The organism is Streptomyces sp. CBMA123 (assembly GCF_014596465.1).
In the GTDB taxonomy this organism is placed as follows: domain Bacteria; phylum Actinomycetota; class Actinomycetes; order Streptomycetales; family Streptomycetaceae; genus Kitasatospora.
The window spans coordinates 1-23,043 of sequence record NZ_MECK01000007.1; the positions used below are offsets into that span (position 1 = coordinate 1).

The window sequence follows — 23,043 nt, forward strand, 5'->3', positions numbered from 1 at the left end:
GACCGTGACACCCCCGCCGGCGGCCCCGCCCAGCGCGCCCCCGAACGTCCCGCCGGCCCCGCCCGCACCGCCGGCCCACCACCCGGGCGCCCAGCAGCCCGGCGGCTACGGCTACCCCCAGCAGCAGCCCGGCACGGGGTACGGCTACCCGCAGCAGCAGCCCGCGACCGGCTACGGCTACCCCCAGCCCAACCAGCCGTACCCTCCGCAGCAGCAGCCGGGCGGCCAGCCGGGCACGGGGTACGGCTACCCCCAGCACCCCCAGGCCGTCCCCGCCCAGCAGCACCCCGGCGGCTACGGCTACCCGCAGCAGCAGCACCAGCAGCCCGGCACCGGCCAGCAGCCGCCCGTCCCGCCGCAGCCCCCGGAGGCGGCCGGCGAGGAGTTCGCGCTGCCCCCGCAGGGCCCGCAGTTCCAGCCCCACTGAGCCACCCGGCGGGGCCGCCGCACCGAACGACGCGGCCCCGTCGGCAGAGCAACTACGGCCCCACCCGGGGAAGCACCGCGGACCGCCGACGGGGAGCCTCACTGCCCCGCCCGCCAGGCACCGCGGCCGAAGGGCCTCAGTCCCGGCCCCCCGGCTGCTGCCCCTTGTACCCCCGCTGCCACTGCATCCCGAACCCGTACAGCCGGTCGATGTCCGCCTGGAACCCGTTGACGTAGCGCACCTCGCGGCGCACCGTCAGCTGGTTGTCCCCGCTGTTCTCGATCAGCACCACCGCGCAGGAGCGCGCCGCCCGGGCCCGTTCGTCCAGCTTGATCTCGATCCGCGGCCCGGTCTGCGGCACGATCGTTATCACCGCGTGGGTCTGTTCGAAGGCCGGGGTGCCGTCGTAGATGTAGACGAAGATCAGCAGCCGCTTGAACTTGTCCTTCTTCTCCAGGTTGACGTACATCGTCTCGCCGGAGGGCGCCCCGTACTGGTCGTCGCCGCTGAGCTTGATGAACGGCGGTTCCCGCAGGTCTCCGAAGAGTTCACCGAGCGGCTGCACCACGCCCCTGGTGCCGTCGGAGAGTTCGTACATGCAGGCCAGGTCGAGGTCGACGTTCACCTGCTCGTTGCTCCCCGGCGAGTCCGGCTCCAGCGGGGAGAGGATCCGCGGGCTGAAGAACCGCTTGACGGTGTCCCGGGTGCTGGGCCGGGAGGCGCCGGAGCGCGTGGTCCAGTGCAGGTTGACGTAGAGGTAGCCGGTGGTGGCGGCGGAGCCGGTGATCGCGTGCTGCGGCGCCGACTTGGTGAGCGTGACCTTGTGCTGTGCGCCCGGGTTGTCGAAGGTGTAGCTCCTGTCCCCGCGCAGGTACTCCCAGATCGAGACCATCCAGTCCTCTCCCCCTGCCTCCGCCCGGCGATCCGACGATCGGGTCCGGCCATCTGACGATCCGCCGGTCCATGATCGGGCATCGACCCGGCCGACGGATACCCGGACTTCCCTTTCCCTACCCCGCCCGGCCGTTCACGCCCACCCGTGACGCCCACCCGTGACGCGAACCGGTGGGTCGATTGGCCCGTGGAAGCCGCCCTCCCGTAACATGCCGCCCCTTCGGACGCGATATCGTCTAGCCGCACAGGTGTCCCGTCCGCCCCTGCGCGGGCACGGCGGGCACGCCGTGCGGCGACGAACGAACCGTCAGGCGATTCCCGCCCCGCGGGACCTGATCACCCGTGTCGCACCGTGAAAACCCGTCCCCTGCGGAAACCCGAGGCCCGACCCGCAATGAACCTGACCTCCATACAGCTGGTCTGGACCGTCATCGGCGGCGCAGCCCTGCTGTTCGTCTCCGTCCTGATGGCGACGCTGCGATTCAAGAGCTCGAAGAAGGACGAGTCCGGCGACTCCTGGGAGCGCAGCGAGGAGCGCCGCCGCCGCAAGGAGATGATCTACGGCATCTCCTCGTACACCCTGCTGTTCTGCTGTGCCGGCGTGGCCGCCGCGCTGTCGTTCCACGGCCTGGTGGGCTTCGGCATCGAGAACCTGGGCCTGTCCAACGGCTGGGAGTACCTCGTCCCGTTCGGCCTGGACGGCGCCGCGATGTTCTGCTCGGTGCTCGCCGTCCGCGAGGCCAGCCACGGTGACGCCGCGCTCGGTTCCCGCCTGCTGGTCTGGGTGTTCGCGATCGCCTCGGCCTGGTTCAACTGGGTGCACGCCCCGCGCGGCATGGGCCACGCCGGCGCCCCGCAGTTCTTCTCCGGCATGTCGATCTCGGCGGCGATCCTGTTCGACCGGGCGCTGAAGCAGACCCGCAAGGCCGCGCTGCGCGAGCAGGGCCTGGTGCCGCGTCCGCTGCCGCAGATCCGCATCGTCCGCTGGCTGCGCGCCCCGCGCGAGACCTACGCGGCCTGGTCGCTGATGCTGCTGGAGAACGTCCGCAGCCTGGACGAGGCGGTCGAGGAGGTGCGCGAGGAGCGCCAGGCGAAGATGGACGCCAAGGTGCGCGCCCGTTCCGCCGACCGCCGCGAGCGGGCCGAGCTGAAGGCCATCTCCCGCCAGGGCGGCATGCTCGCCCGGGCCCGCGGCGGGCGTCAGGTGCCCGCGCTCACGGCGGCCGGCGACGGCCCGAGCGCTACGGAGCCTGCCCTAGCCCCCGAGAGCGACCACGCCGCCTCGACCGCGCACGACCCGTACCTCTCGACGACTTCGTACGGCTCGTCCGCCTCGACCAGCCTGCAGGAGCGGTCCGCCCTGGACGCCGGACGCGCCCGCGCCGCCGTCGGCTCGTCCTACTCCTCCTCGGCCACCGGCTCGACCTCGTCCTACTCCTCCTCGGCCACCGGCTCGACCTCGTCCTACCGCAGCTCGACCATCGACCTGACGGCCGACGACGACACCCTGTCGATGCCGAAGCTGGACTCGCTGGAGCGCAAGCTGCGCGCGATCGAGCAGCAGCTGGGCTGACCCCCCGGCAGCACCCGGCCGGCTCCGACCCGGCACTGGCCCGGCACCGCAGGAGCAACGCGAACGGCCGCCCCCGGAACCCCGGGGGCGGCCGTTCGCGTCAGCGGCACCGCGCTACTGGCCGGTGCCGACCAGTTCCTTGTCCTCCGACGCGCCCTCGCGCTTGTTGCGGACCATCGAGGAGGCCAGGGCCAGCCCGATGAAGGCGACGCCGATCAGGCCGGTGACGATCTCCGGGATGTGGTACTTGATCCCGACCAGCAGGATCACCGACAGCGCGCCGATCGCGTAGTGCGCGCCGTGCTCCAGGTAGACGTAGTCGTCCAGGGTGCCCTTGCGGACCAGGAAGACGGTCAGCGAGCGGATGTACATCGCGCCGATGCCGAGGCCCAGGGTGATCTGGAAGATGTCGTTGGAGATGGCGAAGGCCCCGACCACGCCGTCGAAGGAGAACGACGCGTCGAGCACCTCCAGGTAGAGGAACAGGAAGAACGCGGCCTTGCCGGCGACCTGGACGACCGACTTGCCGGACTTCTCGGCCTCCTCCTCGCGCTCGGCCTCCTCCTCCAGGCCCGATTCGAAGATCGAGGAGAGGCCGTTGACGACGAGGTAGGTGATCAGGCCGAGCACACCGGCCAGCAGAACGGTTTCGGCGTGCTCCGCCGCGAGGAAGCGCGAGGCCAGCACCAGCGCGACCAGGGCGACGACGCTGGAGAGGGCGTCCAGCTTGCCCACCTTCTCCAGCGGACGCTCCAGCCAGCTCAGCCAGTTGTGCTCCTTCTCCTCGAACACGAAGTCCAGGAAGATCATGAGCAGGAAGACGCCGCCGAAGGCCGCGATGGCCGGGTTGGCGGCCTCCAGGTACTGGCCGTAGGTGAGGCCGGCGTGGGTCTTGTCGGAGTGCAGTGCGAGGTCGATCACCGTCGCCGGGCTGAGCTTCGCGGTGAGACCCACGACCAGCAACGGGAAGACCAGGCGCATCCCGAAGACGGCGATCAGCACACCGACCGTCAGGAAGATCTTCTGCCAGTACGGGTTCATCCGCTTCAACACCGTGGCGTTGACCACCGCGTTGTCGAAGGAGAGGGAGATCTCCAGGATGGAGAGGATCAGCACGATGCCGAAGCCTTGGGCTCCCCAGAGCAGTCCGGCCGCGATCAGGCCCAGTGCGGTGATCGCGAACGACCAGCCGAATGTGCGGAGGAACACGGGAGTTGGCTACCTTTCGGGTTCTGGCCGTGCCGGGGCGGCCTGGTCCCGAGCTGCCTGACCGGGCCGGGCCCGATCAGGTCACCCCCGCACTGCCCTCTGTTCTCATGATCGTTTGATCGTTCGACCGTTGATCGTGATCGTCGAATGGGTGTGATAAGTCCGTTTTACGCCCTCACTGTACGTTGACGCCGAAGTCGAGCGCGATTCCGCGCAGGCCGGAGGCGTAACCCTGGCCCACCGCGCGGAACTTCCACTCGCCCGCGTACCGGTACAGCTCGCCGAAGATCATCGCGGTCTCGCTGGACGCGTCCTCGGACAGGTCGTACCGCGCGATCTCCTCGCCGTCGACGGAGTTGACGACCCGGATGTAGGCGTTGCGCACCTGTCCGAAGTTCTGCAGCCGGGCCTCGGCCTCGTAGATCGAGACCGCGAAGACCACCTTGTCCGCCTGGGCCGGGACCAGCTCCAGGTTGACCAGGATCAGCTCGTCGTCACCCGCGTCGTCGCCGCCCACGAGGTTGTCACCCTGGTGCTCCACCGAGCCCTCGGGGCTCTTGAGGTTGTTGTAGAAGACGAAGTACTCGTCGCCGAGCACCCGTCCGCCACCGCAGAGCAGGGCGCTCGCGTCGAGGTCGAACGGTGCGCCCGTGGTCGAACGGGCGGACCAGCCGAGGCCGATCTGGACCTGCGTCAGGTTCGGTGCGGCCTTGGTGAGCGAGACGTTCCCGCCCTTGGCGAGCGTGACCACCATGGTGTTCTTCCTCCCTTGCTTCTCCCGGGGCGCCATACAGGTGTATCCCCCGTGGCCCCGGCCGGCCCGCTTCGGCCGGCTGAACTTCCTGAACTCACATCCTCGCAGCGCGGCGGACCCCGACGAAGCCGGGGCGGCCGCGGACCCGCGAAGGGTCCGGGGCCGCCCCGGGAGTCAGGCACAAGTCCCTTGCGCCGCAGGAGGACTCAGACGTTGACGCCGAAGTCCTGGGCGATGCCGCGCAGGCCGGAGGCGTAACCCTGGCCGATGGCGCGGAACTTCCACTCGGCGCCGCTGCGGTACAGCTCGCCGAAGACCATCGCGGTCTCGGTGGAGGCGTCCTCGGAGAGGTCGTAGCGGGCCAGCTCGGCGTTGTTCTCCTGGTTCACCACCCGGATGAAGGCGTTGCGCACCTGGCCGAAGTTCTGGCCGCGGTTCTCGGCGTCGTAGATCGACACCGGGAAGACGATCTTCTGCACGTCCGCCGGGACGCCGACCAGGCTGACCTTGATCGCCTCGTCGTCGCCCTCGCCCTCGCCGGTCCGGTTGTCGCCGGTGTGCTCGACCGAGCCGTCCGGGCTCTTGAGGTTGTTGAAGAAGACGAAGTTCCCGTCCGAACCGACCTTGCCCTGGTCGTTGCAGAGCAGCGCGCTGGCATCCAGGTCGAAGTCCGTGCCGGTGGTGGTCCGGACGTCCCAGCCCAGGCCGACCACGACGGCCTGGAGCCCGGGGGCCTCCTTGGTGAGCGAGACGTTGCCGCCCTTGCTGAGGCTGACTCCCACGTGTCCTCCAAGAATCGGGAGGCACGGCTGGTGCCCCCGGTGGTGCGGTTCGCGGCGTCGACCGACGAAAACGGACGTACGCCCCACCCGCCAACGGCCCGAGCGTAGTACCGGGTTCCCGTACGCACGCCCGAACGGGCGGGACCGGTGCGTCGCGACGGGCCCCGCGGAAGCCCCGGGACGGCCCGCGGGAGCGCCCCGGGGGCCTCAGAGGCCGGCCAGGACCTTCAGGTACTCCTGCTCGTCCCGGGCGTCCGGGAGGCCGTTGACGACGCTCCAGCGCACCGTGCCGGCCCGGTCGATCACGAAGGTGCCGCGCAGCGGGCAGCCCTTCTCCTCGTCCAGGACGCCGTAGGCGCGGGTGACCGCGCCGTGCGGCCAGAAGTCGGCCAGCAGCGGGAACTCCAGGCCCTCCCGGTCGGCGAGGACCCGCTGGGAGAACTGCGAGTCGCAGGAGACGCCGAGCACCTGGACGTCGTCGTTCTGCAGCCCGGCCAGCTCGCGCTGGATCGCGCCCAGCTCGCCGGTGCACACGCCGGTGAAGGCGAACGGGTAGAAGACCAGGACGACGTGCTTGCGGCCGCGGAAGTCGGCCAGCCGGACCGTCTCCCCGTGCTGGGTGCGCAGCTCGAAGTCCGGAGCCGGGGTGCCGACCCCGATGGCCAGGTGCGGGACCTTCTCGACGGCCATGTGCGGGACCTTTCTGAGGCGAGCGGGCCGGGCGGCGCGCGGCCCGGCAGGCGACATCCTCGCATCCGTTGACCGGCGTTGGGCCGAACGGATGACCCGGCCTGCCGGACGGCCCAGCCCTTCCGCTCTGAGCGAACGCGGCGGGCGGTCCCGGATCCGGCACCGGACCGGCACCGGAACCCCGCCGGCTCCCCACGGAAGAACCCCCGGACCCACCCGCGAAAGCGCCGGGCCCCGCCGGAGGAGATCCTCCGACGGGGCCCGGCGAGGGGCTCACGGCCCGTTCAGCGCTGCTTGGGCTGCTTCGCCGTGGACTTGGTGGCCAGGCGGGTGGCCGCCCAGTCCTTGGCGACCGCGATCGAGCTGGTCTGCGACAGGCCGGCGGTCTTGGCCGCGTCGGCGATGTCCGAGGCCTCGATGTGGCCGTCCCGGCCCGTCTTGGGCGTCAGCAGCCAGATCAGCCCGCCCTCGGCCAGGTACTCCAGGGCGTCGACGAGGGCGTCGGTGAGGTCCCCGTCGTCGTCGCGGTGCCACAGCAGGACGGCGTCTGCGACGTCGTCGTAGTCCTCATCGACGAGTTCCGTCCCGGTGATCTCCTCGATGCCGTCGCGGAGATCCTGGTCAGTGTCTTCGTCGTACCCCAGCTCCTGGACGATCTGACCTTCCTCGAAGTTCAGACGGCTCGCCGGGTTGGACTTGTCCGCGGGGTCCGCGGTCGCGCTCACGGGAATAACCTCCAGTATTCGGCCCGGCATCCATGCCGAGGCTGTGGCCGTAGTCCACACGGGCGCGGCGGTTCGCGCAAGTACCCGACCCCCGATCCCCCCCAAAGGTTGACGTGCCACACCGGTGACACGCCGCTCGACGTGTCGCGAATCACACCGATTTGCCCTTCTCTGCGTGGGACAAGGATGCTTCGAGTGGTCCCGGCCCACAGGCCGTACGCGTGCCCGAGATGCGAACGGCATTCGGGGTCCGCGCGTACGCGGGCGTAGAGTCTCCTGTTGGCCCTCACCCCGGCCGCCCGCCATCGGGCGGACGGGACACCAGGTCGGACCACCTCTTTTCGTAACACCCGGGGGTGTACGGAGCGGACGAAGACGCCCGTGCCGTGCACCACCAGACCGGCCCGCCCAGCAAGCGGAACGGTTACCGATCGGTAGAGATGACGGATCTCCGAGCGCGGTAGCACGATGGAGGCGGCGCGACACACCTCTAGTTTCGACCGACAGTGAAGGAACAGCGTGGCTTCCGGATCCGATCGCAACCCGATCATCATTGGCGGCCTTCCGAGTCAGGTCCCGGACTTCGATCCCGAGGAGACCGCGGAATGGCTGGAGTCGCTCGACGCGGCCATCGACGAGCGGGGGCGTGAGCGTGCCCGTTACCTGATGCTGCGACTGATCGAGCGCGCCCGCGAGAAGCGTGTCGCCGTGCCCGAGATGCGCAGCACGGACTACGTCAACACCATCGCGACCAAGGACGAGCCGTTCTTCCCCGGCAACGAGGAGATCGAGCGCAAGATCCTCAACGCGACCCGCTGGAACGCGGCCGTCATGGTCTCCCGGGCGCAGCGCCCGGGCATCGGCGTCGGTGGGCACATCGCCACCTTCGCCTCCTCCGCGTCGCTCTACGACGTCGGCTTCAACTACTTCTTCCGCGGCAAGGACGCCGAGGGCGAGTCCGGCGACCAGATCTTCTTCCAGGGCCACGCCTCCCCCGGCATCTACGCCCGCGCCTTCCTGCTGGACCGACTGTCCGAGCAGCAGCTCGACGCGTTCCGCCAGGAGAAGTCGAAGGCCCCGTACGGCCTGTCCAGCTACCCGCACCCGCGGCTGATGCCGGACTTCTGGGAGTTCCCGACCGTCTCGATGGGCCTCGGCCCGCTCGGCGCGATCTACCAGGCCCGGATGAACCGGTACCTGGAGCACCGGGGCATCAAGGACACCTCCGACTCGCAGGTCTACGCCTTCCTCGGCGACGGCGAGATGGACGAGCCCGAGTCGCTCGGCCAGCTCTCCCTGGCCGCCCGCGAGGGCCTGGACAACCTGACCTTCGTGGTCAACTGCAACCTGCAGCGCCTGGACGGCCCGGTCCGCGGCAACGGCAAGATCATCCAGGAGCTGGAGTCCCAGTTCCGGGGCGCCGGCTGGAACGTGATCAAGCTCATCTGGGACCGCTCCTGGGACCCGCTGCTCGCGCAGGACCGCGACGGCGTCCTGGTGAACAAGATGAACACCACGCCGGACGGCCAGTTCCAGACCTACGCCACCGAGACCGGCGACTACATCCGCGAGCACTTCTTCGGCGGCGACCTGCGCCTGCGCGCCATGGTCGAGAACATGACCGACCAGCAGATCCAGCACCTGGGTCGCGGCGGCCACGACCACAAGAAGATCTACGCGGCGTTCAAGGCGGCCCGCGAGCACAAGGGCCAGCCGACGGTCATCCTGGCCCAGACGGTCAAGGGCTGGACGCTGGGCCCCAACTTCGAGGGCCGCAACGCCACCCACCAGATGAAGAAGCTGACGGTCGAGGACCTGAAGCGCTTCCGCGACCGGCTGCACCTGCCGATCACCGACAAGCAGCTGGACGAGGGCTACCCGCCCTACTACCACCCGGGCCGCGACTCGGAGGAGATCCAGTACATGCACGACCGCCGCCAGGGTCTCGGCGGCTTCGTGCCCACCCGCAAGGTGCGCCCGCGCCAGCTGGTGCTGCCCGGCGAGGACGCGTACAAGGCGGTCAAGAAGGGCTCCGGCAACCAGACCATCGCCACCACCATGGCGTTCGTCCGGGTGCTCAAGGACCTGATGCGGGACAAGGGCATCGGCAACCGCTTCGTGCCGATCGCGCCCGACGAGTACCGCACCTTCGGCATGGACTCGCTGTTCCCGTCGGCGAAGATCTACAACCCGCTGGGCCAGACCTACGAGTCGGTCGACCGCGACCTGCTGCTGGCCTACAAGGAGTCCCCGACCGGCCAGATGCTGCACGACGGCATCTCCGAGGCCGGCTGCACCGCCTCGCTGATCGCCGCCGGTTCGTCCTACGCGACCCACGGCGAGCCGCTGATCCCGGTGTACGTCTTCTACTCGATGTTCGGGTTCCAGCGCACCGGCGACCAGTTCTGGCAGATGGCCGACCAGCTGGCCCGCGGCTTCGTGATCGGCGCCACCGCCGGCCGCACCACCCTGACCGGTGAGGGCCTGCAGCACGCCGACGGCCACTCGCACCTGCTGGCCTCGACCAACCCCGGCGTCGTCGCGTACGACCCGGCGTACGGCTTCGAGATCGCGCACATCGTCCAGGACGGTCTGCGGCGGATGTACGGCACCAGTGCCGAACACCCGCACGGCGAGGACGTGTTCTACTACATGACCGTCTACAACGAGCCGATCAAGATGCCGGCCGAGCCCGAGAACGTGGACGTCGAGGGCATCCTCAAGGGTCTGCACAAGTACGCGCCGGCCACCGCCGGCCAGATCCCGGCCCAGATCCTCGCCTCCGGCGTGGCCGTGCCGTGGGCCCTGGAGGCCCAGCGCATCCTCGCCGAGGAGTGGAACGTCAAGGCCGACGTCTGGTCCGCGACCTCCTGGAACGAGCTGCGCCGCGACGCGGTGGAGGCCGAGGAGTTCAACCTGCTGCACCCCGAGGAGCAGCAGCGGGTGCCGTACGTCACCCAGAAGCTCCAGGGCGCCGAGGGCCCGATCGTCGCCGTGTCCGACTGGATGCGCGCCGTTCCGGACCAGATCGCCCGCTGGGTGCCGGGCCAGTACCAGTCGCTGGGCGCCGACGGCTTCGGCTTCGCCGACACCCGTGGCGCGGCCCGTCGCTTCTTCCACATCGACGCCCAGTCGGTCGTGCTGGGGGTGCTCACCGAGCTCGCCAAGCAGGGCAAGGTCGACCGCTCGGTGCTGAAGGACGCGATCGACCGCTACCAGCTGCTGGACGTGGCCGCGGCCGACCCGGGCGCCGCCGGCGGCGACGCCTGATCACCCGCTGACGCCTGACGGGGCCGGACCTCCACCCGAGGTCCGGCCCCGTCGGCGTTCCCCCGGTTGACCCTCACACCGGTGTCAGGTCCCAGGCTCGACGGCATGACGAACCGGAGGACGCCCGGGGCCGCCGCCGTCGACCCGGCCGAGCACGACGCGCTCTGGGCCCGCCAGGTCGCCGCCCAGCCCCGGTTCGCCGGCTTCCGCACCACCGAGCGCACCGTCCCGCTGGTGGCGCTCGTCCGGGCCTGAACGGCGCGACGGCCCCGGACTCAGCGGAGTCCGGGGCCGTCGGGTACGGGCGTCCGTCAGATGTGCACGGCCGGGCCCGCGTCGGTCTCGCCGCGGCGGGTCAGCAGGGCCAGCAGGGCGGCGCCGAAGGCCACCACGGCGGCCACCGCGAAGGCCAGCGACATGCCGCTGACGAAGGACTGGTGCACGGCGCCGGCCATCGCGTCCACCGCCTGCTGCGGGGTGCCGGGCGGGGCCGGCGGGGCGATGCCCAGCTGGGCGGCCTGCTTGAGGCCCTCGGCCTGCGGGCCCTCGACCGGCGGCAGGCCGGCCTTGGCCCAGTTGCCGGGCAGCACGTCGCCGACCTTGGCGGCCATCAGGGCGCCCAGCACCGCGGTGCCGAGACTGCCGCCGACCTGCATCGCGGCCTGCTGGAGGCCGCCGGCCACGCCGGACAGCTCCAGCGGGGCGTTGCCGACGATGACCTCGGTGGCGCCGACCATGACCGGGCTGATGCCGAGGCCCATCAGGACGAACCAGAGCGACATCACGCCGGTGCCGGAGCCGGTGTCCAGGGTGGACATGCCGAACATCGCGGCGGTGGTGATCAGCATCCCGGCCATGATCGGGATCCGCGGGCCGAGCTTGCCGATCGCGATGCCCGCCAGCGGCGAGCCGACGATCATCATCCCGGTCATCGGCAGCAGGTGGACGCCGGCGTCGACCGGCTTCATCCCGTGCACGTTCTGCAGGTAGAAGGTCACGAAGAAGATCGCGCCGAAGAACGCGAAGGCCATCAGCGCCATCAGCAGCACGCCGGCCGACAGCGGCACCGAACGGAACAGGCTGAGCGGGATCAGCGGCTCCTTCGCCCGGCCCTGCCAGAGCGCGAAGAGCACCATCAGCAGCACCGCGCCGCCCAGGAACAGCAGCGTCCGGGCGTCGCCCCAGCCCCACTCGGGGGCCTTGATGATGCCGAAGACCAGCGCGAACATCCCGGCCGAGAGCAGCGCGATGCCCGGCACGTCGAAGGACTTGGCGGAGTTCTCGGCCCGCACGTCCTTGAGGATCCACAGGCCGAGGGCCACCGCGATCAGGCCGACCGGGATGTTGATGAAGAACACCGACTCCCAGCTGACGTGCTCGACCAGCAGGCCGCCGACGATCGGGCCGGCCGCGGTGGAGGCGCCGATCACCCCGCCCCAGATGCCGATCGCCATGTTGAGCTTCTCGGCCGGGAAGGCCCCGCGCAGCAGGCCGAGCGCGGCCGGCTGGAGCAGCGCGCCGAACAGGCCCTGGAGGACGCGGAAGGCGATCACGGTCTGGATGTTGCCGGCGAAGCCGATCGCGGCCGAGGTGGCGGCGAAGCCGACCGCGCCGACCAGGAAGGTGCTCTTGTGGCCGAAGCGGTCGCCGATCTTGCCGGCGGTGATCAGGAAGACCGCGAGCGCCAGCAGGTAGCCGCTGGTGACCCACTGGATCTCGGAGGGCGCGGCCTTCAGCTTCTCCTGGATCACCGGGTTGGCGATGGCGACGATCGTGCCGTCCAGGGCGACCATCATCACGCCGACCGCGACGGTCAGCAGGGTCAGCCAGGGGTGTCCCTTGAGCCCTCCCCCGGGCGTCGGGGGCGGCGGTGGCGGTGCGTCCGCCTCGGAGTTCTTGACGACGGACTGACTCATCTGGGCCCTCCGGGGGCGTGACAGAGATCGGAACGTGACGGTGGCGCCGCGACGGCCCACCCGTCCCCACGAGTGCCCGGCCGACGAGCGCCACTCCGGGCAGATTATGTCAGTCACTGACAATCGGCAAACAATGACTTCTGACCTGCACTGACATTTGTCACGCCGCTAAGGTTGTGCTCCCACCCGCCCCACCAGCGCCCGGAAGGCCCCGCCATGGCCGCTCGCACCCCCCACCCCGCCCCTGCGGACGCCGACCGGGCACCCGGCCTGCGGGAGCGCAAGAAGCAGCAGACCCGGGACGCCCTGGTCCAGGCCGCCCACGTGCTCTTCCTCAGCCAGGGCTTCGCCAAGACCACCGTCGACGAGATCGCCTCCGCCGTCGACGTCTCCCAGCGCACCTTCTTCCGCTACTTCGCCAACAAGGACGAGGTCGCCCTCGCCGTGATGGCCGACGCCGAGGACTACTTCATCGAGTGCCTGCGCCACCGCCCCGCCGAGGAGACCCCGCTCCAGGCCCTGCGCGCCTCGATCGTCAAGGCCTGGCGCGACCTCGGGAACGCCCGGACCTCCGGCCCCGGCTCGATCAGCAGCGCCCTCGAACTGCTGCGGATCATCGAGGAGACCCCGCCGCTGCTCGCCGCCCACCTGCGCCGGGTCACCGAACAGGAGCGGCTGGTGGGCCAGGTGCTCGCCGAACGCGAAGGGATCGACCCGGCCCGGGACCTGCGCCCGGTCGTGCTCGCCGCCGTCTTCGGCAGCCTGCTGCGCTCCGCCCACCTGTCCTGGACCGCCGAACAGGAACCGGCCGGCCCCGAGGGCATGGTCACGGTGATCGAGCGCCACTTCGACCAGCTCGGCCCCGCGCTGGCCGGCCACTGGCGGCCGTAGCACCCTCCCGCGGCGCCCCGTCATACCCAGGTATCACCCGGTACCGGAGTAGCCCCCGGAAGTTCGCGCTCCAGTCCGACGCCCGTCGTGGGCCCGTCCTCCTAGGCTGGCCCACGATGAAGACGCCCACCACCGCCGACGCCCGCGAGTTCGCCCTACGCCAACTACGCACCCTGCGGCACCACCTGACCACCCCGAGCGACGACGGGGCCCCACTGCTCGGGGACTCCCGCCGACGATGGGTGCGCCGGGTGCCGTACGTCATCGCGCTGATCCTCCAGGCCTCGCTGATCCCCACCGGAATCGTCTGCCTGAACCACTTCTACGACATGGTGCTGCCGGTGGCCGCCGCGCTCACCATCGCGCAGACCACGCCGCTGTTCCTCGCGATCACCCGCCCCCTGGCCGCCTGGTGGATCAGCGCCGCCGCCCTGGTCACCACCGCGGCCATCACCGCCCGCCACACCCAGGTGACGGGCAGCTGGCCGTGGACGGCACCGATGGTCATCGCGTACGTCTTCCTGCTGCTCGCCCTCGCCCTGCGGGAGAGCCTGGCCACCCTGATCTCGGTCTGGATCGCCACCGTCCTGCTCACCGTGCTCACCACCACCATCGGGCTGCCCCGGTCCGGCGACGGCACCACCGTGCTGCTGATCGCGCTCAGCGGCGCCGTCCTGCTGCTCGGCTGGGCCGTCCGGGACCGCGCCCTCGCCCGACGGCTGCTCACCGAGCAGGAACAGATCAGCGAGGTCGAACGCGAGCGGCGCACCCTGCTGGAGGAGCGCGCCCGGATCGCCCGGGAGTTGCACGACGTGGTGGCCCACCACATGTCGGTGATCGCGGTACAGGCCGCCAGCGCGCCGTACCGGATCGAGGACGTCCCGGCCGACGCCGCCGAGGAGTTCACCGCGATCGCCGGCACCGCGCGCGAGTCACTGTCCGAGATGCGCCGGCTGCTCGGGGTGCTGCGCAGCGAGGACACCGCCGGGGAGAAGGCCCCCCAGCCGGGTGTGGCCCAACTCGCCCAGCTGGTCGAGACGGTGGGGCGGGCCGGGGTGCCCGCCGAACTGACCGTGGACGAGGGGCTGGCCGACCGGGTGCCGCAGGCCGTCAGCCTCTCCGCCTACCGGATCGTCCAGGAGGCGCTGGCCAACGTGGTCCGGCACGCCCCCGGCGCCCGGACCTGGGTGTCGCTGTCGGCGGACGGCCCCGAACTGCGGCTCACCGTGGTCAACGCGCCCCCGCCGCAGCGCACCGAGTCGCTGGAGGCCTCGGCCGAGGGCACCGGACAGGGCCTGGTCGGAATGCGCGAACGCGTCCGGCTGGTCGATGGCAGGCTGGACACCGGCCCGCTGCCCGACGGCGGCTTCAAGGTGGCCGCCGTCCTCCCGCTCGACCCACCCCAGGAGACACCCGCATGACCATCCGCGTGATCATCGTCGACGACCAGGCCATGGTGCGGGCCGGATTCGCCGCCCTGCTCAACGCCCAGAGCGACATCGACGTGGTGGGGGACGCGGCGGACGGCGCCCAGGCCCTGGAGGTCACCGGCCGCACCCACCCCGACCTGGTCCTGATGGACGTCCGGATGCCCGTCATGGACGGCCTGGAGGCCGCCCGGCGACTGCTCGACCCGGCCGTCCCCGGCGCCCACCGGCCCAAGGTGCTGATGCTCACCACCTTCGACGTCGACGACTACGTGTACGAGGCGCTGCGCGCCGGGGCCAGCGGCTTCCTGCTCAAGGACGCCCCGCCGGCCGACCTCATCGCCGCTGTCCGGGTGGTCGCGGCCGGCGAGGCGCTGCTCGCCCCCTCCGTCACCCGGCGGCTGATCGCCGACTTCGCCCGCAACCGGCCCGCCAAGCGCCGCGACCCCAAGCTGCGGCTCAACGGCCTGACCCCGCGCGAGACCGAGGTGCTGGAGCTGATCGCCCGCGGCCTGTCCAACCAGGAGATCGCCGCCCGGCTGGTGCTCGCCGAACAGACCGTCAAGACCCACATCGGGCGCATCCTCGCCAAGCTCGACCTGCGCGACCGCGCCCAGGCGGTGGTGCTGGCCTACGAGTCCGGCCTGGTGGCACCAGGTCAGTAGTCTCGCCCGTTTCTGATACCTGGGTAGCACCCGGTACTTGGCCCCGCGGAGTGACGTCCGCGGGGCCGTCGCATTCCTACCTTCCTCCTCGTCGAAAGCCGAACCGGCTCGATGGCCGGGCCGGCTCGATGACCGAACCGGCTCGATGACCGAACCGGCCCGGCGGCCGAACGGACGAGGGAGAACAGGGACATGCGCAGGTTCCGGACCAAGCGGGCGATCGCCGCCGCCGCGGTGGCCCTGGCGGCGGTGCTCGGCGCGGGCGGCTGGACCGCCGACACCCAGAGCGCCGTCACCGGCCCGCCGCCCGGCAGCGCCGGCTGGACCGCCGACACCGCGCTCGGCCTCCGGCTGCCCGACCCGGCCACCAGCACGCCCGCCCAGGTCGCCGCCTTCTTCGCCGACCTGACACCGGCCCAGCAGGACGCCTTGGCCGTCCGGCACCCCCTGGTGGTCGGCAACCTGGACGGCGCCCCGGTCGGACTCCGGTACCGCGCCAACACCCTGGCCCTCACCGCCGAACACGACCGGGAACTCGCCCGGACCACCGACCCGGCACTCACCCCGCAGGACCACCAGGCCGCCCGCACCCGCGCCGAGCGCTACCGCACCCTGCTGGACGGCGGCCGGCAGATCCTCGCCTTCGACCCGCGCGGCCGCGGCCAGGTCGCCGAGGTGTTCGGCGACCTCACCACCGCCCCCCACACCGCCGTGATCGTCCCCGGCTCGGACATCGACCTGCTCACCTTCGACCGCGCCACCGAGCCGTACGGCACCCCCGCCGGCATGGCCCGCGCCCTCCGGCAGGCCACCGACGGACGGACCGCCGTGATCGCCTGGGCCGGCTACACCACCCCGCTCGGCCTCGGCGTCGACGCCGCCACCGAGGACCTCGCCCGGGCCGGCGCCACCCGCCTCGACCGGCTGCTCGACGGACTCGCCGTCAGCACCCGCCCCGAGGCCCCGGCCACCGTGTTCTGCCACAGCTACGGCTCGGTGGTCTGCGGCCTGGCCCGCCCCACCCCGGCCCGGGCCTCCGGCCTGGTGGTGCTCGGCTCGCCCGGCATGGGCGTCGACTCGGCCGCCGACCTCGACCCGGGCGTCCCGCTCTGGGCCACCGCCCGCAACGACTCGGACTGGATCGGCGACGTGCCCAACGTGCGCTTCCTCGGCCTCGGCCACGGCGCCGACCCGACCGACCCCGGCTTCGGCGCCCGTCCGCTGCCCGCCACCGGATCCCACGGCCACACCGGCTACTTCACCCCCGGCACCGCCTCGCTCGCCGCCTACGCCGCCATCGCGCTCGGCCGCGGCTGACCCGCCCCGCACCCCGTACCCCGCACCGGAAGGAGCACCGCCATGGCCCACCCGCTCACCACCCTGCGCCGCGCCGCCGAGAAGGTCGACGCGAAGACCCCCGAGAGCCGCGACCGCGCCCTGGACGGGCTGCGCGCCCTCGCCCTGCTGTCCGTCCCGATCGGCCACTGGATGCTCGGCGGCCTCACCCTCACCCCCGACGGCGCCCTGCACAACGCCAGCCCGCTCTCCTCCCTCGGGTCCCTCGCCCCGGCCAGCTGGGTGTTGCAGATGCTCGGGGTGTTCTTCCTGGTCGGCGGCCACTCCTCGGTCCGCTCGCTGGACCGGGCCCGGGAGAAGGGCCTGTCGTACGGGAGTTGGCTGCGGACCCGGACGGTGCGGCTGCTGCGCCCGGTGCTCGGGGTGACGGCGGTGTGGGCGCTGCTGATCCCGCTGCTGCCCCGGCTCGGCGTGCCCGCGGACACCCTGCGCACCGGGGCGACGCTGGTGGTGCAGCCGCTCTGGTACATCGGGGTGTACCTGGCGCTGACCGCGCTGACCCCGCTCTGCGTGGCCTTCGGGCGGCGGCTCGGCGGCTGGTCGGCGGGCCTGCTGGTGGCCTCGGTCGCGCTGGTCGACCTGCTGCGGTACGGGCCGTGGGCCGACGCGGTGCCGTCCTGGCTCGGCCTGCTGAACCTGCTGCCGGGCTGGATGTTCGGCTACCAGCTGGGCGTGCTGTGGGCGCAGGGCCGGCTCGGCCGGTCGGCGGCCCGGGTGCTGCTGTTCGGCGGCGGGGCGCTGTTCGCCGTCCTGCTGGTGGCGTTCCACTACCCGGCCAGCATGGTCGGGGTGCCGGGCGTCGAGCGGACCAACTCGCACCCGCCGTCCCTGCTGGTGCTCGCCCTGGCGGCGGTGCAGTGCGGCGCCGCGGTGCTGCTGCGGGAGCGGCTGGGCCGGCTGCTGAGCCGCCGTCCGCTGCTGTGGCTGCCGGTGGTGGTGGTCAACCTGTCGGCGATGACGATCTTCTGCTGGCACCAGAGCGCGATGCTCGCGGTGGCGGTGCCCGGCGCGGCCGGCCTCGGCGCCGTCCCCGGGCTGACCACCGCCCCGGACTCGCTCGGCTGGGTGGCCGCCCGGCTGGCCCTGCTTCCGCTGTTCGGCGCCGCCCTGGTGACGATCGGGTGGTTCACCCGGCGCTTCGACGGGCCCTGGACGTCCTTCTCCCGGGTGGGCAAGGCGCTGGCCGGCGCGGCGGCGGCGCTGTTCGCCGCGTACGCGCTGGGGGTGGTGTGACCCACCCCGGCGATCACAGCACCGAAGGGGCGTGGACCGACCGGTCCGCGCCCCTTCGGTCGTTCCGCGCCCGGCTTCGGCCCGCGTGCGGGTTCGGCCGTTCCACGCGCACCCGCCGTACCGGACCGCTCCAAGAGGCCAATCCGCATGCGAAGCAACACGCACTGTGATGTCGTGTGACGGTCGGCGACCATCGCTGGACCGCCCGCCCACGGCCCGTCCGTCCGCATTCGCCCGCCCTCCGCCGAACGCCTCCCGCCCTAGGAGACCCATGCCCCCGTCCCCACCACGCCCGCGGCCCCGGGCCGGCCGCCGACTGCCCGCCGCCGCCGTGGTCCTCGCCGTCACCGCCGGCACCCTGCTGGGCGCCGCCACCCCGGCGCTCGCCCACGGCGGGGACGACCTCGCCCCGCACGTCGACTCCCGCCGGGTCGCCGAGGAACTGCGCCAGGACGAGGTCGCCGCCCTCGGCCGGGAGCACGCCGAGGAGCACGCCCGGATGCGCGCGGCCGTCCGCGGCGTCGGCGACTACCCGCAGACCACCCGGACCAACCGGTACAACGCCCTGACGGCCTCCCAGGCCGACCGCAACAAGGCGTTCGCACCGGAGACCTGGGGCGCGTTCAAGGAGTACTTCCCCTCCCCCGACTTCGGCGACCACGTCGCCCTGCTGCCCACCGGCAAGGTGCTGCTGTTCTCCTTCGAGCGGATCGAGACCAACCCGGAGAAGGAGCCCGCCCCCACCCAGACCACCGGCAAGGAGAACGCCGGCCGGGCCTTCCTCTGGGATCCCGGCAAGGGCACCGGCAAGGAGGCGTTCAAGCAGGTCAACCCGCCGGTCTCGGACATGCCGGACGGCCTGGACGAACCCCGCCCGGTGCCGTTCTTCTGCTCCGGCCACTCCTTCCTGCCCAACGGCATGCTCGGCGTCTTCGGCGGCAACCTGGGCGGCAACGGCGGCACCGGCGCCAAGCTCTCCCTGGTCTTCGACCCCTGGACGGAGACCTGGACCCGCAACCCCGACATGTCGGTGGGCCGCTGGTACCCCTCGGTGGTGACCGGCGCCGACGGCCGGCAGCTGATCATGTCCGGTCAGTCCGAACTGGGCTACGGCACCCCGACCCCGGTGGTCGAGCGCTTCCCCGCCAAGGCCTTCCCGGTGCCGGTGAAGAAGACCGACACCCCCAAGGACACCCCGGTCGAGCGCTTCAAGGCGGACGCGCCGTTCAGCTTCGACTACCCGCACCTGTTCTCGCTCAACGACGGCAACGTCTACGGCTTCGGCCGCGCGGCCGACGAGCAGTGGAGGTTCGACCCGGTCGCCGAGACCCGCACCGACCTCACCGCCCGCCCCGACGGCCGCAAGCGCAACTACGGCTCCGCCGTGATGCTGCCCGGCGGCGCCAACGGCCCGGACTCCGCGCTGGTCCTCGGCGGTGACCGGGACAACCCGGGCACCCTGCGCTTCTCCAACGGCAGTTGGACCGCCGAGAAGTCCCGCGCCTTCGGCCGCACCCAGGACGACACCCTGCTGCTGCCCAACGGCCGGCTGATGACGGTCAACGGCGCCTACGACATCCGCGACTACGGCAACGGCCCGTACAACCCCAACGCCGACCTCAAGTACCGGCAGATCGAACTGCGCGACGACCAGGGCAACTGGCAGCTCGGCCCGGTCCAGCGGCTGCCGCGCGGCTACCACTCCAACGCGGTGGTGCTGCCGGACGGCCGGATCATGGTGACCGGCGACGAGCTCCAGCAGATGGCCAACAACACGGACATCAACGGCACGGTCAGCGGCATCCCGGGCACCTCCGGCCCGACCACCATGAACGGCACCATCGAGATCTACGAGCCGCCGTACCTGCACCAGGGGGACCGGCCCGCGCTCGCCAACGCGCCCACCGCGCCGGTCGGCTACGACAAGCGGTTCACCGTCACCAGCACCACCCCGGGCCTCGCCGCCAGGGCCGTCCTGCTGGCGCCGACCACCTCCACCCACTCGGTCAACACCAGCCAGCGGTACGTCGACCTGCGGATGACCAGCCGGGCCGGCAACCGGCTGGAGTTCCAGGCCCCGCCGGACGCCAAGGCCGCCCCGCCCGGCTGGTACCTGCTCTTCCTGCTCAGCGACAAGGGCGTGCCCAGCGTCGCGCAGTGGATCCAGCTCAGCCCCTCCGCCTGATCCCCCCACCCGTCCCGAAAGGAACACCCCCCATGACAACGGCAGCGGATCCGATCCTGCGCGACAGCGAGGAGATCCAGGGCGACATCCTCGCCGGCTTCAAGAAGGACAACGTCAGCGTCCTGTTCCTCAAGTTCGAGGACGCCGCGCGGGCCCGCGACTGGCTCCGCAGGCTGACCCCGCAGATCTCCACCACCCGCGAGGTCGCCGCCTTCAACGAGAAGTTCAGCGAGGCCAGGCAGGCCTCCGGCGGCGACGACCCCAAGTCGCTGACCGCCACCTGGCTGGGCCTCAGCTTCACCTACGAGGGCCTGCGGATGCTCGCCGGGAGCGACCCGTTCCCGACCGCCCCGCCCGTCGGCAGCGGCCTGGAGGCCTTCAAGGACGGCTCGGCCCAGCGGGCCGGCGCGCTCGGTGACACCGGCGACAACTCGCCGGAGAACTGGCTGTTCGGCAACGGGAGGAACCAGCCGGTGCACGCCGTGCTGAAGATCTCCGCGGACACCGAGCGGGACCTCCAGTCGGCGGTCGAGGCGCAGCGGATCGCCGCCGCCGAGTGCCGGGTGCTGATCGTCTACCAGCAGAACGCCCAGACCCTGCTGGGCAGTCGGCGCGGCAAGGAGCACTTCGGCTTCAAGGACGGCATCAGCGAGCCCGGCATCCGGGACTTCGACCGGCCCGACCCGAACAAGCCGGACGAGGTGGACGGCCATCCGGGCACCCGGCTCGTCCCGGCCGGCGAGTTCGTCTGCGGCCTGCCCAACGACACGTTCAGCGGGCCCCCGGGCCAGTACCCCGAGTGGGCGCGCAACGGCTCCTTCCAGGTGATCCGCCGGCTCGCCCAGGACGTCCCCGGCTGGTGGTCGCAGGTCGCGGTGAAGCTCGCAGAGCTCAAGCGGGCCAAGGCCGTGCCGGACAGCGCCACCACCGAGTGGCTGGCCGCCCGGATGGTCGGCCGCTGGCGCTCCGGTGCCCCGGTCTGCAAGCACCAGGACCGGGACGTCCCGAACAACCCCAGCGCCGCCGGCGACAACGACTTCGACTTCCGGGACGACCCGGAGGGCTTGATCACCCCGCTCTGGTCACACCTGCGCAAGACCGAGCCGCGCGCCGGTCTCCAGGAGGCCCCGGACAAGCCCCCGTTCGACGCCAAGGACCTCAACGGCCGGCGGATCATGCGCCGCGGCACCCCGTACGGGGCCCCGTTCGACCCGGCCTCCGAGGGCCCCGGCGGCCCAGACGACCCGCGCGGCCTGCTGTTCATCTGCTACCAGGCGGACCTCCAGCGGCAGTTCGAGTTCATCCAGGCCGACTGGATGGACCAGCCGAACTTCCCGCCGAACCGGGACAGCGGCGGAGCCACCCCGCCCGGGCACGCCAACCCCCGGCCCGTCCCCGGCAAGGACCCGGTCACCCAGGAGGCCCCGGACGTCGACTTCGAGCACCGGGGGCCGGACGGCCTGATCAACCACACCCCGCTGAGCTTCCAGCAGTTCGTCCGGACCACCGGCTCGGTGTACGCCTTCATGCCCTCGCTGAGCATCCTGCGCGGGCTCTGCGAGGGCCGGCTCACCCCGGTCGCCGGGCAGCCGAGTGGCCAGACCGGCACCCAGCCGGGAGGCCAGACCGGAAGCCAGCCGGGAAGCCAGACCGACGGCCGGCCGGGCGGCCAGCCCAAGCCGCAGCCGGTGAAGGCCTACCCGTGCGACGAGTTCGTCGGCGTCCCGGACCAGTACCGCAAGGGCGGCCAGAGCCAGTACTGGGCCTTCCACGGCGACCGCTGCCGGCTGATCTCGGTCGCCGACGGCTCCGCCCACACCGACCGCAAGGTCGAGGACGACACCTGGCTGACCGGCTGGACCTGCCTCCAGGGCGTCGGCCGGGTCGACTGCGTCCTGCCCGTACCGGACCAGCAGGACCCGGGCGGCAAGAGCTGGTACTGGGTGTTCCACAGCACCGGCGGCCGCCAGCAGTACCGGCTGGTCTCGATCACCTGCGGCGGCGGCCGGTACACCACCGCCCTGGAGCGCTCCGACCGCGACCTCACCTCCTGGGGCTCGCTCAGCGGCGTCGGCCAGGTCGACTGCTGGCTGCCGGTGCCGGACCAGCAGCGGGTCGGCGGCAAGAGCTGGTACTGGTGCTTCCACACCTCCAGCGGCCGCCAGCAGTACCGGCTGATCTCGGTCGCCGACGGCTCCGCCCACACCGACGTCCGCGAACGCACCGACCGTGAGCTCTCCCAGTGGGGTTCGCTGAACGGCCTGAGCCGGGTGGACTGCTTCCTGCCCGTGCCGGACCGCCAACGGGTCGGCGGGAACAACGAGTTCTGGGTGTTCTGCGGCCAGAGCTACCGCCGGATCTCGATCGCCGACGGCAGCGGCCACCCGGACCGGCTGGTCGACGGCGACCGCACCTGCGACAACTGGGCCTCGCTGGGCTGAGCCCGGCCCCGGCCGCCCCGCCCGACTCCCCACCCGGCTCCGCCCCCGACGCGCCCGACGCGCCCCCGGTGTGCCACCGCGCACACCGGGGGCGCACTGTCAGCCCCCTGCCCTAACCTGCCGTCATGGTGACGTTCGACGAGTTCCGCGCGATGGCCCTGGCCCTCCCGGAGGCTGCCCAGGAGCCGACCTGGGGCATCGAGACGCTGCGGGTGCGCGGCAAGGTCTTCGCGATGGGCTCGCCCGAGGGCGACAGCATCACCCTCAAGGCCTCCCGCGAGGACCAGGCCGAACTGATCGCGGCCGAGCCCGAGGTGTTCTCCTTCGCCCGGTACGTCGGCCGGCACGGCTGGGTGAGCGTCCGGCTGGACCTGGTCGACCCGGCGGAGCTCGACGACCTGGTCACCGAGGCCTGGCGGCGGACGGCGCCCAAGCGGCTGGTCGCCGGATTCGACGCCCGGTACTCCGTTTGACGCCGCACTACCAGCTACTCGGAGACGCTGAAAAGACACCGCCGGTTCATGTGATCCATCCCACAGTTTAGGCGGGTCCGTCACCCTCCCGTGACCTCTACGCTTGCCCAGGGAAAGTTCAGCAGTCCAATC

18 protein-coding genes and 1 pseudogene are annotated in these 23,043 nt (G+C 71.8%); 12 read left to right on the forward strand and 7 right to left on the reverse strand.

All coding sequences use genetic code 11. The annotated features are described in order from the left end of the window. Nucleotides 1–427 (forward strand): annotated as a pseudogene (locus BG452_RS02515) (hypothetical protein); the annotation flags it as partial. 136 nt (nucleotides 428–563) lie between these two features. Here BG452_RS02515 and BG452_RS02520 read toward each other — a convergent pair. Then, nucleotides 564–1,319, reverse strand: coding sequence for a Tellurium resistance (locus BG452_RS02520; RefSeq protein WP_188302460.1), 756 nt, complete (start codon nucleotides 1,317–1,319; stop codon nucleotides 564–566). A gap of 396 nt (nucleotides 1,320–1,715) precedes the next feature. Here BG452_RS02520 and BG452_RS02525 point away from each other — a divergent pair, with 396 nt between their 5' ends. Then, nucleotides 1,716–2,894 (forward strand): DUF2637 domain-containing protein, encoded by a 1,179-nt coding sequence (locus tag BG452_RS02525; RefSeq protein WP_188302461.1) that lies wholly within the window; start codon nucleotides 1,716–1,718, stop codon nucleotides 2,892–2,894. A 114-nt stretch (nucleotides 2,895–3,008) separates the two neighbouring features. On the opposite strand, the gene BG452_RS02530 is transcribed toward BG452_RS02525, so the two are convergent. The 5 genes from BG452_RS02530 to BG452_RS02550 all read right to left on the reverse strand — a co-directional run bounded on the left by BG452_RS02530 (nucleotide 3,009) and on the right by BG452_RS02550 (nucleotide 7,054). Then, a complete protein-coding gene (locus BG452_RS02530) occupies nucleotides 3,009–4,103 on the reverse strand; it encodes a DUF475 domain-containing protein (protein WP_188302462.1) in 1,095 nt (364 codons plus the stop codon). Nucleotides 4,104–4,278: 175 nt separating this feature from the next. Continuing rightward, complete coding sequence (locus tag BG452_RS02535) at nucleotides 4,279–4,857, reverse strand: TerD family protein (protein WP_188302463.1); 579 nt, start codon at nucleotides 4,855–4,857, stop codon at nucleotides 4,279–4,281. 206 nt (nucleotides 4,858–5,063) lie between these two features. Then, on the reverse strand, nucleotides 5,064–5,639 hold the full coding sequence (locus BG452_RS02540; protein ID WP_188302464.1) for a TerD family protein: 576 nt from the start codon (nucleotides 5,637–5,639) through the stop codon (nucleotides 5,064–5,066). 207 nt (nucleotides 5,640–5,846) lie between these two features. Beyond that, entirely contained in the window at nucleotides 5,847–6,305 is a 459-nt protein-coding gene (locus tag BG452_RS02545; RefSeq protein ID WP_188302482.1) for a peroxiredoxin, read from the reverse strand. Between the two features lie 308 nt (nucleotides 6,306–6,613). Continuing rightward, nucleotides 6,614–7,054, reverse strand: a complete 441-nt coding sequence (locus BG452_RS02550; protein ID WP_188302465.1) for a DUF3052 domain-containing protein — start codon at nucleotides 7,052–7,054, stop codon at nucleotides 6,614–6,616. Between the two features lie 519 nt (nucleotides 7,055–7,573). Here BG452_RS02550 and aceE point away from each other — a divergent pair. After that, complete coding sequence (gene aceE, locus BG452_RS02555) at nucleotides 7,574–10,324, forward strand: pyruvate dehydrogenase (acetyl-transferring), homodimeric type (protein ID WP_188302466.1); 2,751 nt, start codon at nucleotides 7,574–7,576, stop codon at nucleotides 10,322–10,324. 105 nt (nucleotides 10,325–10,429) lie between these two features. Next, entirely contained in the window at nucleotides 10,430–10,579 is a 150-nt protein-coding gene (locus BG452_RS02560; RefSeq protein WP_188302467.1) for a hypothetical protein, read from the forward strand. A 56-nt stretch (nucleotides 10,580–10,635) separates the two neighbouring features. On the opposite strand, the gene BG452_RS02565 is transcribed toward BG452_RS02560, so the two are convergent. Further along, nucleotides 10,636–12,240, reverse strand: coding sequence for an MFS transporter (locus BG452_RS02565; protein WP_188302468.1), 1,605 nt, complete (start codon nucleotides 12,238–12,240; stop codon nucleotides 10,636–10,638). A 216-nt stretch (nucleotides 12,241–12,456) separates the two neighbouring features. Between BG452_RS02565 and BG452_RS02570 the strand changes: the two genes are divergently transcribed. From BG452_RS02570 to BG452_RS02605, 8 genes are all read left to right on the forward strand, one after another. Continuing rightward, a complete protein-coding gene (locus tag BG452_RS02570; RefSeq protein WP_188302469.1) occupies nucleotides 12,457–13,131 on the forward strand; it encodes a TetR/AcrR family transcriptional regulator in 675 nt (224 codons plus the stop codon). A gap of 116 nt (nucleotides 13,132–13,247) precedes the next feature. Then, complete coding sequence (locus tag BG452_RS02575; protein ID WP_188302470.1) at nucleotides 13,248–14,552, forward strand: sensor histidine kinase; 1,305 nt, start codon at nucleotides 13,248–13,250, stop codon at nucleotides 14,550–14,552. After that, entirely contained in the window at nucleotides 14,549–15,223 is a 675-nt protein-coding gene (locus BG452_RS02580) for a response regulator (protein WP_188302471.1), read from the forward strand. Before BG452_RS02575 ends, BG452_RS02580 begins: the two co-directional genes overlap by 4 nt. 192 nt (nucleotides 15,224–15,415) lie before the next feature. After that, nucleotides 15,416–16,540, forward strand: coding sequence for an alpha/beta hydrolase (locus tag BG452_RS02585; protein WP_188302472.1), 1,125 nt, complete (start codon nucleotides 15,416–15,418; stop codon nucleotides 16,538–16,540). Nucleotides 16,541–16,582: 42 nt separating this feature from the next. After that, on the forward strand, nucleotides 16,583–17,812 hold the full coding sequence (locus tag BG452_RS02590; RefSeq protein WP_188302473.1) for an acyltransferase family protein: 1,230 nt from the start codon (nucleotides 16,583–16,585) through the stop codon (nucleotides 17,810–17,812). A 271-nt stretch (nucleotides 17,813–18,083) separates the two neighbouring features. Continuing rightward, a complete protein-coding gene (locus tag BG452_RS02595; RefSeq protein WP_188302474.1) occupies nucleotides 18,084–19,997 on the forward strand; it encodes a glyoxal oxidase in 1,914 nt (637 codons plus the stop codon). Nucleotides 19,998–20,029: 32 nt separating this feature from the next. Beyond that, complete coding sequence (locus BG452_RS02600) at nucleotides 20,030–22,438, forward strand: Dyp-type peroxidase (RefSeq protein WP_188302475.1); 2,409 nt, start codon at nucleotides 20,030–20,032, stop codon at nucleotides 22,436–22,438. A 125-nt stretch (nucleotides 22,439–22,563) separates the two neighbouring features. Beyond that, a complete protein-coding gene (locus BG452_RS02605) occupies nucleotides 22,564–22,911 on the forward strand; it encodes an MmcQ/YjbR family DNA-binding protein (RefSeq protein ID WP_188302476.1) in 348 nt (115 codons plus the stop codon). Nucleotides 22,912–23,043 lie beyond the last annotated feature (132 nt).

What these genes read in the sequence shown, in the direction of transcription:
- BG452_RS02600 (WP_188302475.1), top strand. Translation starts at nt 20,030, where the DNA reads ATGACAACGGCAGCGGATCCGATCCTGCGCGACAGCGAGGAGATCCAG.
- BG452_RS02520 (WP_188302460.1), bottom strand. Translation starts at nt 1,319, where the DNA reads ATGGTCTCGATCTGGGAGTACCTGCGCGGGGACAGGAGCTACACCTTC.
- BG452_RS02580 (WP_188302471.1), top strand. Translation starts at nt 14,549, where the DNA reads ATGACCATCCGCGTGATCATCGTCGACGACCAGGCCATGGTGCGGGCC.
- BG452_RS02575 (WP_188302470.1), top strand. Translation starts at nt 13,248, where the DNA reads ATGAAGACGCCCACCACCGCCGACGCCCGCGAGTTCGCCCTACGCCAA.
- BG452_RS02535 (WP_188302463.1), bottom strand. Translation starts at nt 4,857, where the DNA reads ATGGTGGTCACGCTCGCCAAGGGCGGGAACGTCTCGCTCACCAAGGCC.
- BG452_RS02565 (WP_188302468.1), bottom strand. Translation starts at nt 12,240, where the DNA reads ATGAGTCAGTCCGTCGTCAAGAACTCCGAGGCGGACGCACCGCCACCG.
- BG452_RS02585 (WP_188302472.1), top strand. Translation starts at nt 15,416, where the DNA reads ATGCGCAGGTTCCGGACCAAGCGGGCGATCGCCGCCGCCGCGGTGGCC.
- BG452_RS02525 (WP_188302461.1), top strand. Translation starts at nt 1,716, where the DNA reads ATGAACCTGACCTCCATACAGCTGGTCTGGACCGTCATCGGCGGCGCA.
- BG452_RS02590 (WP_188302473.1), top strand. Translation starts at nt 16,583, where the DNA reads ATGGCCCACCCGCTCACCACCCTGCGCCGCGCCGCCGAGAAGGTCGAC.
- BG452_RS02570 (WP_188302469.1), top strand. Translation starts at nt 12,457, where the DNA reads ATGGCCGCTCGCACCCCCCACCCCGCCCCTGCGGACGCCGACCGGGCA.
- BG452_RS02560 (WP_188302467.1), top strand. Translation starts at nt 10,430, where the DNA reads ATGACGAACCGGAGGACGCCCGGGGCCGCCGCCGTCGACCCGGCCGAG.
- BG452_RS02605 (WP_188302476.1), top strand. Translation starts at nt 22,564, where the DNA reads ATGGTGACGTTCGACGAGTTCCGCGCGATGGCCCTGGCCCTCCCGGAG.
- BG452_RS02595 (WP_188302474.1), top strand. Translation starts at nt 18,084, where the DNA reads ATGCCCCCGTCCCCACCACGCCCGCGGCCCCGGGCCGGCCGCCGACTG.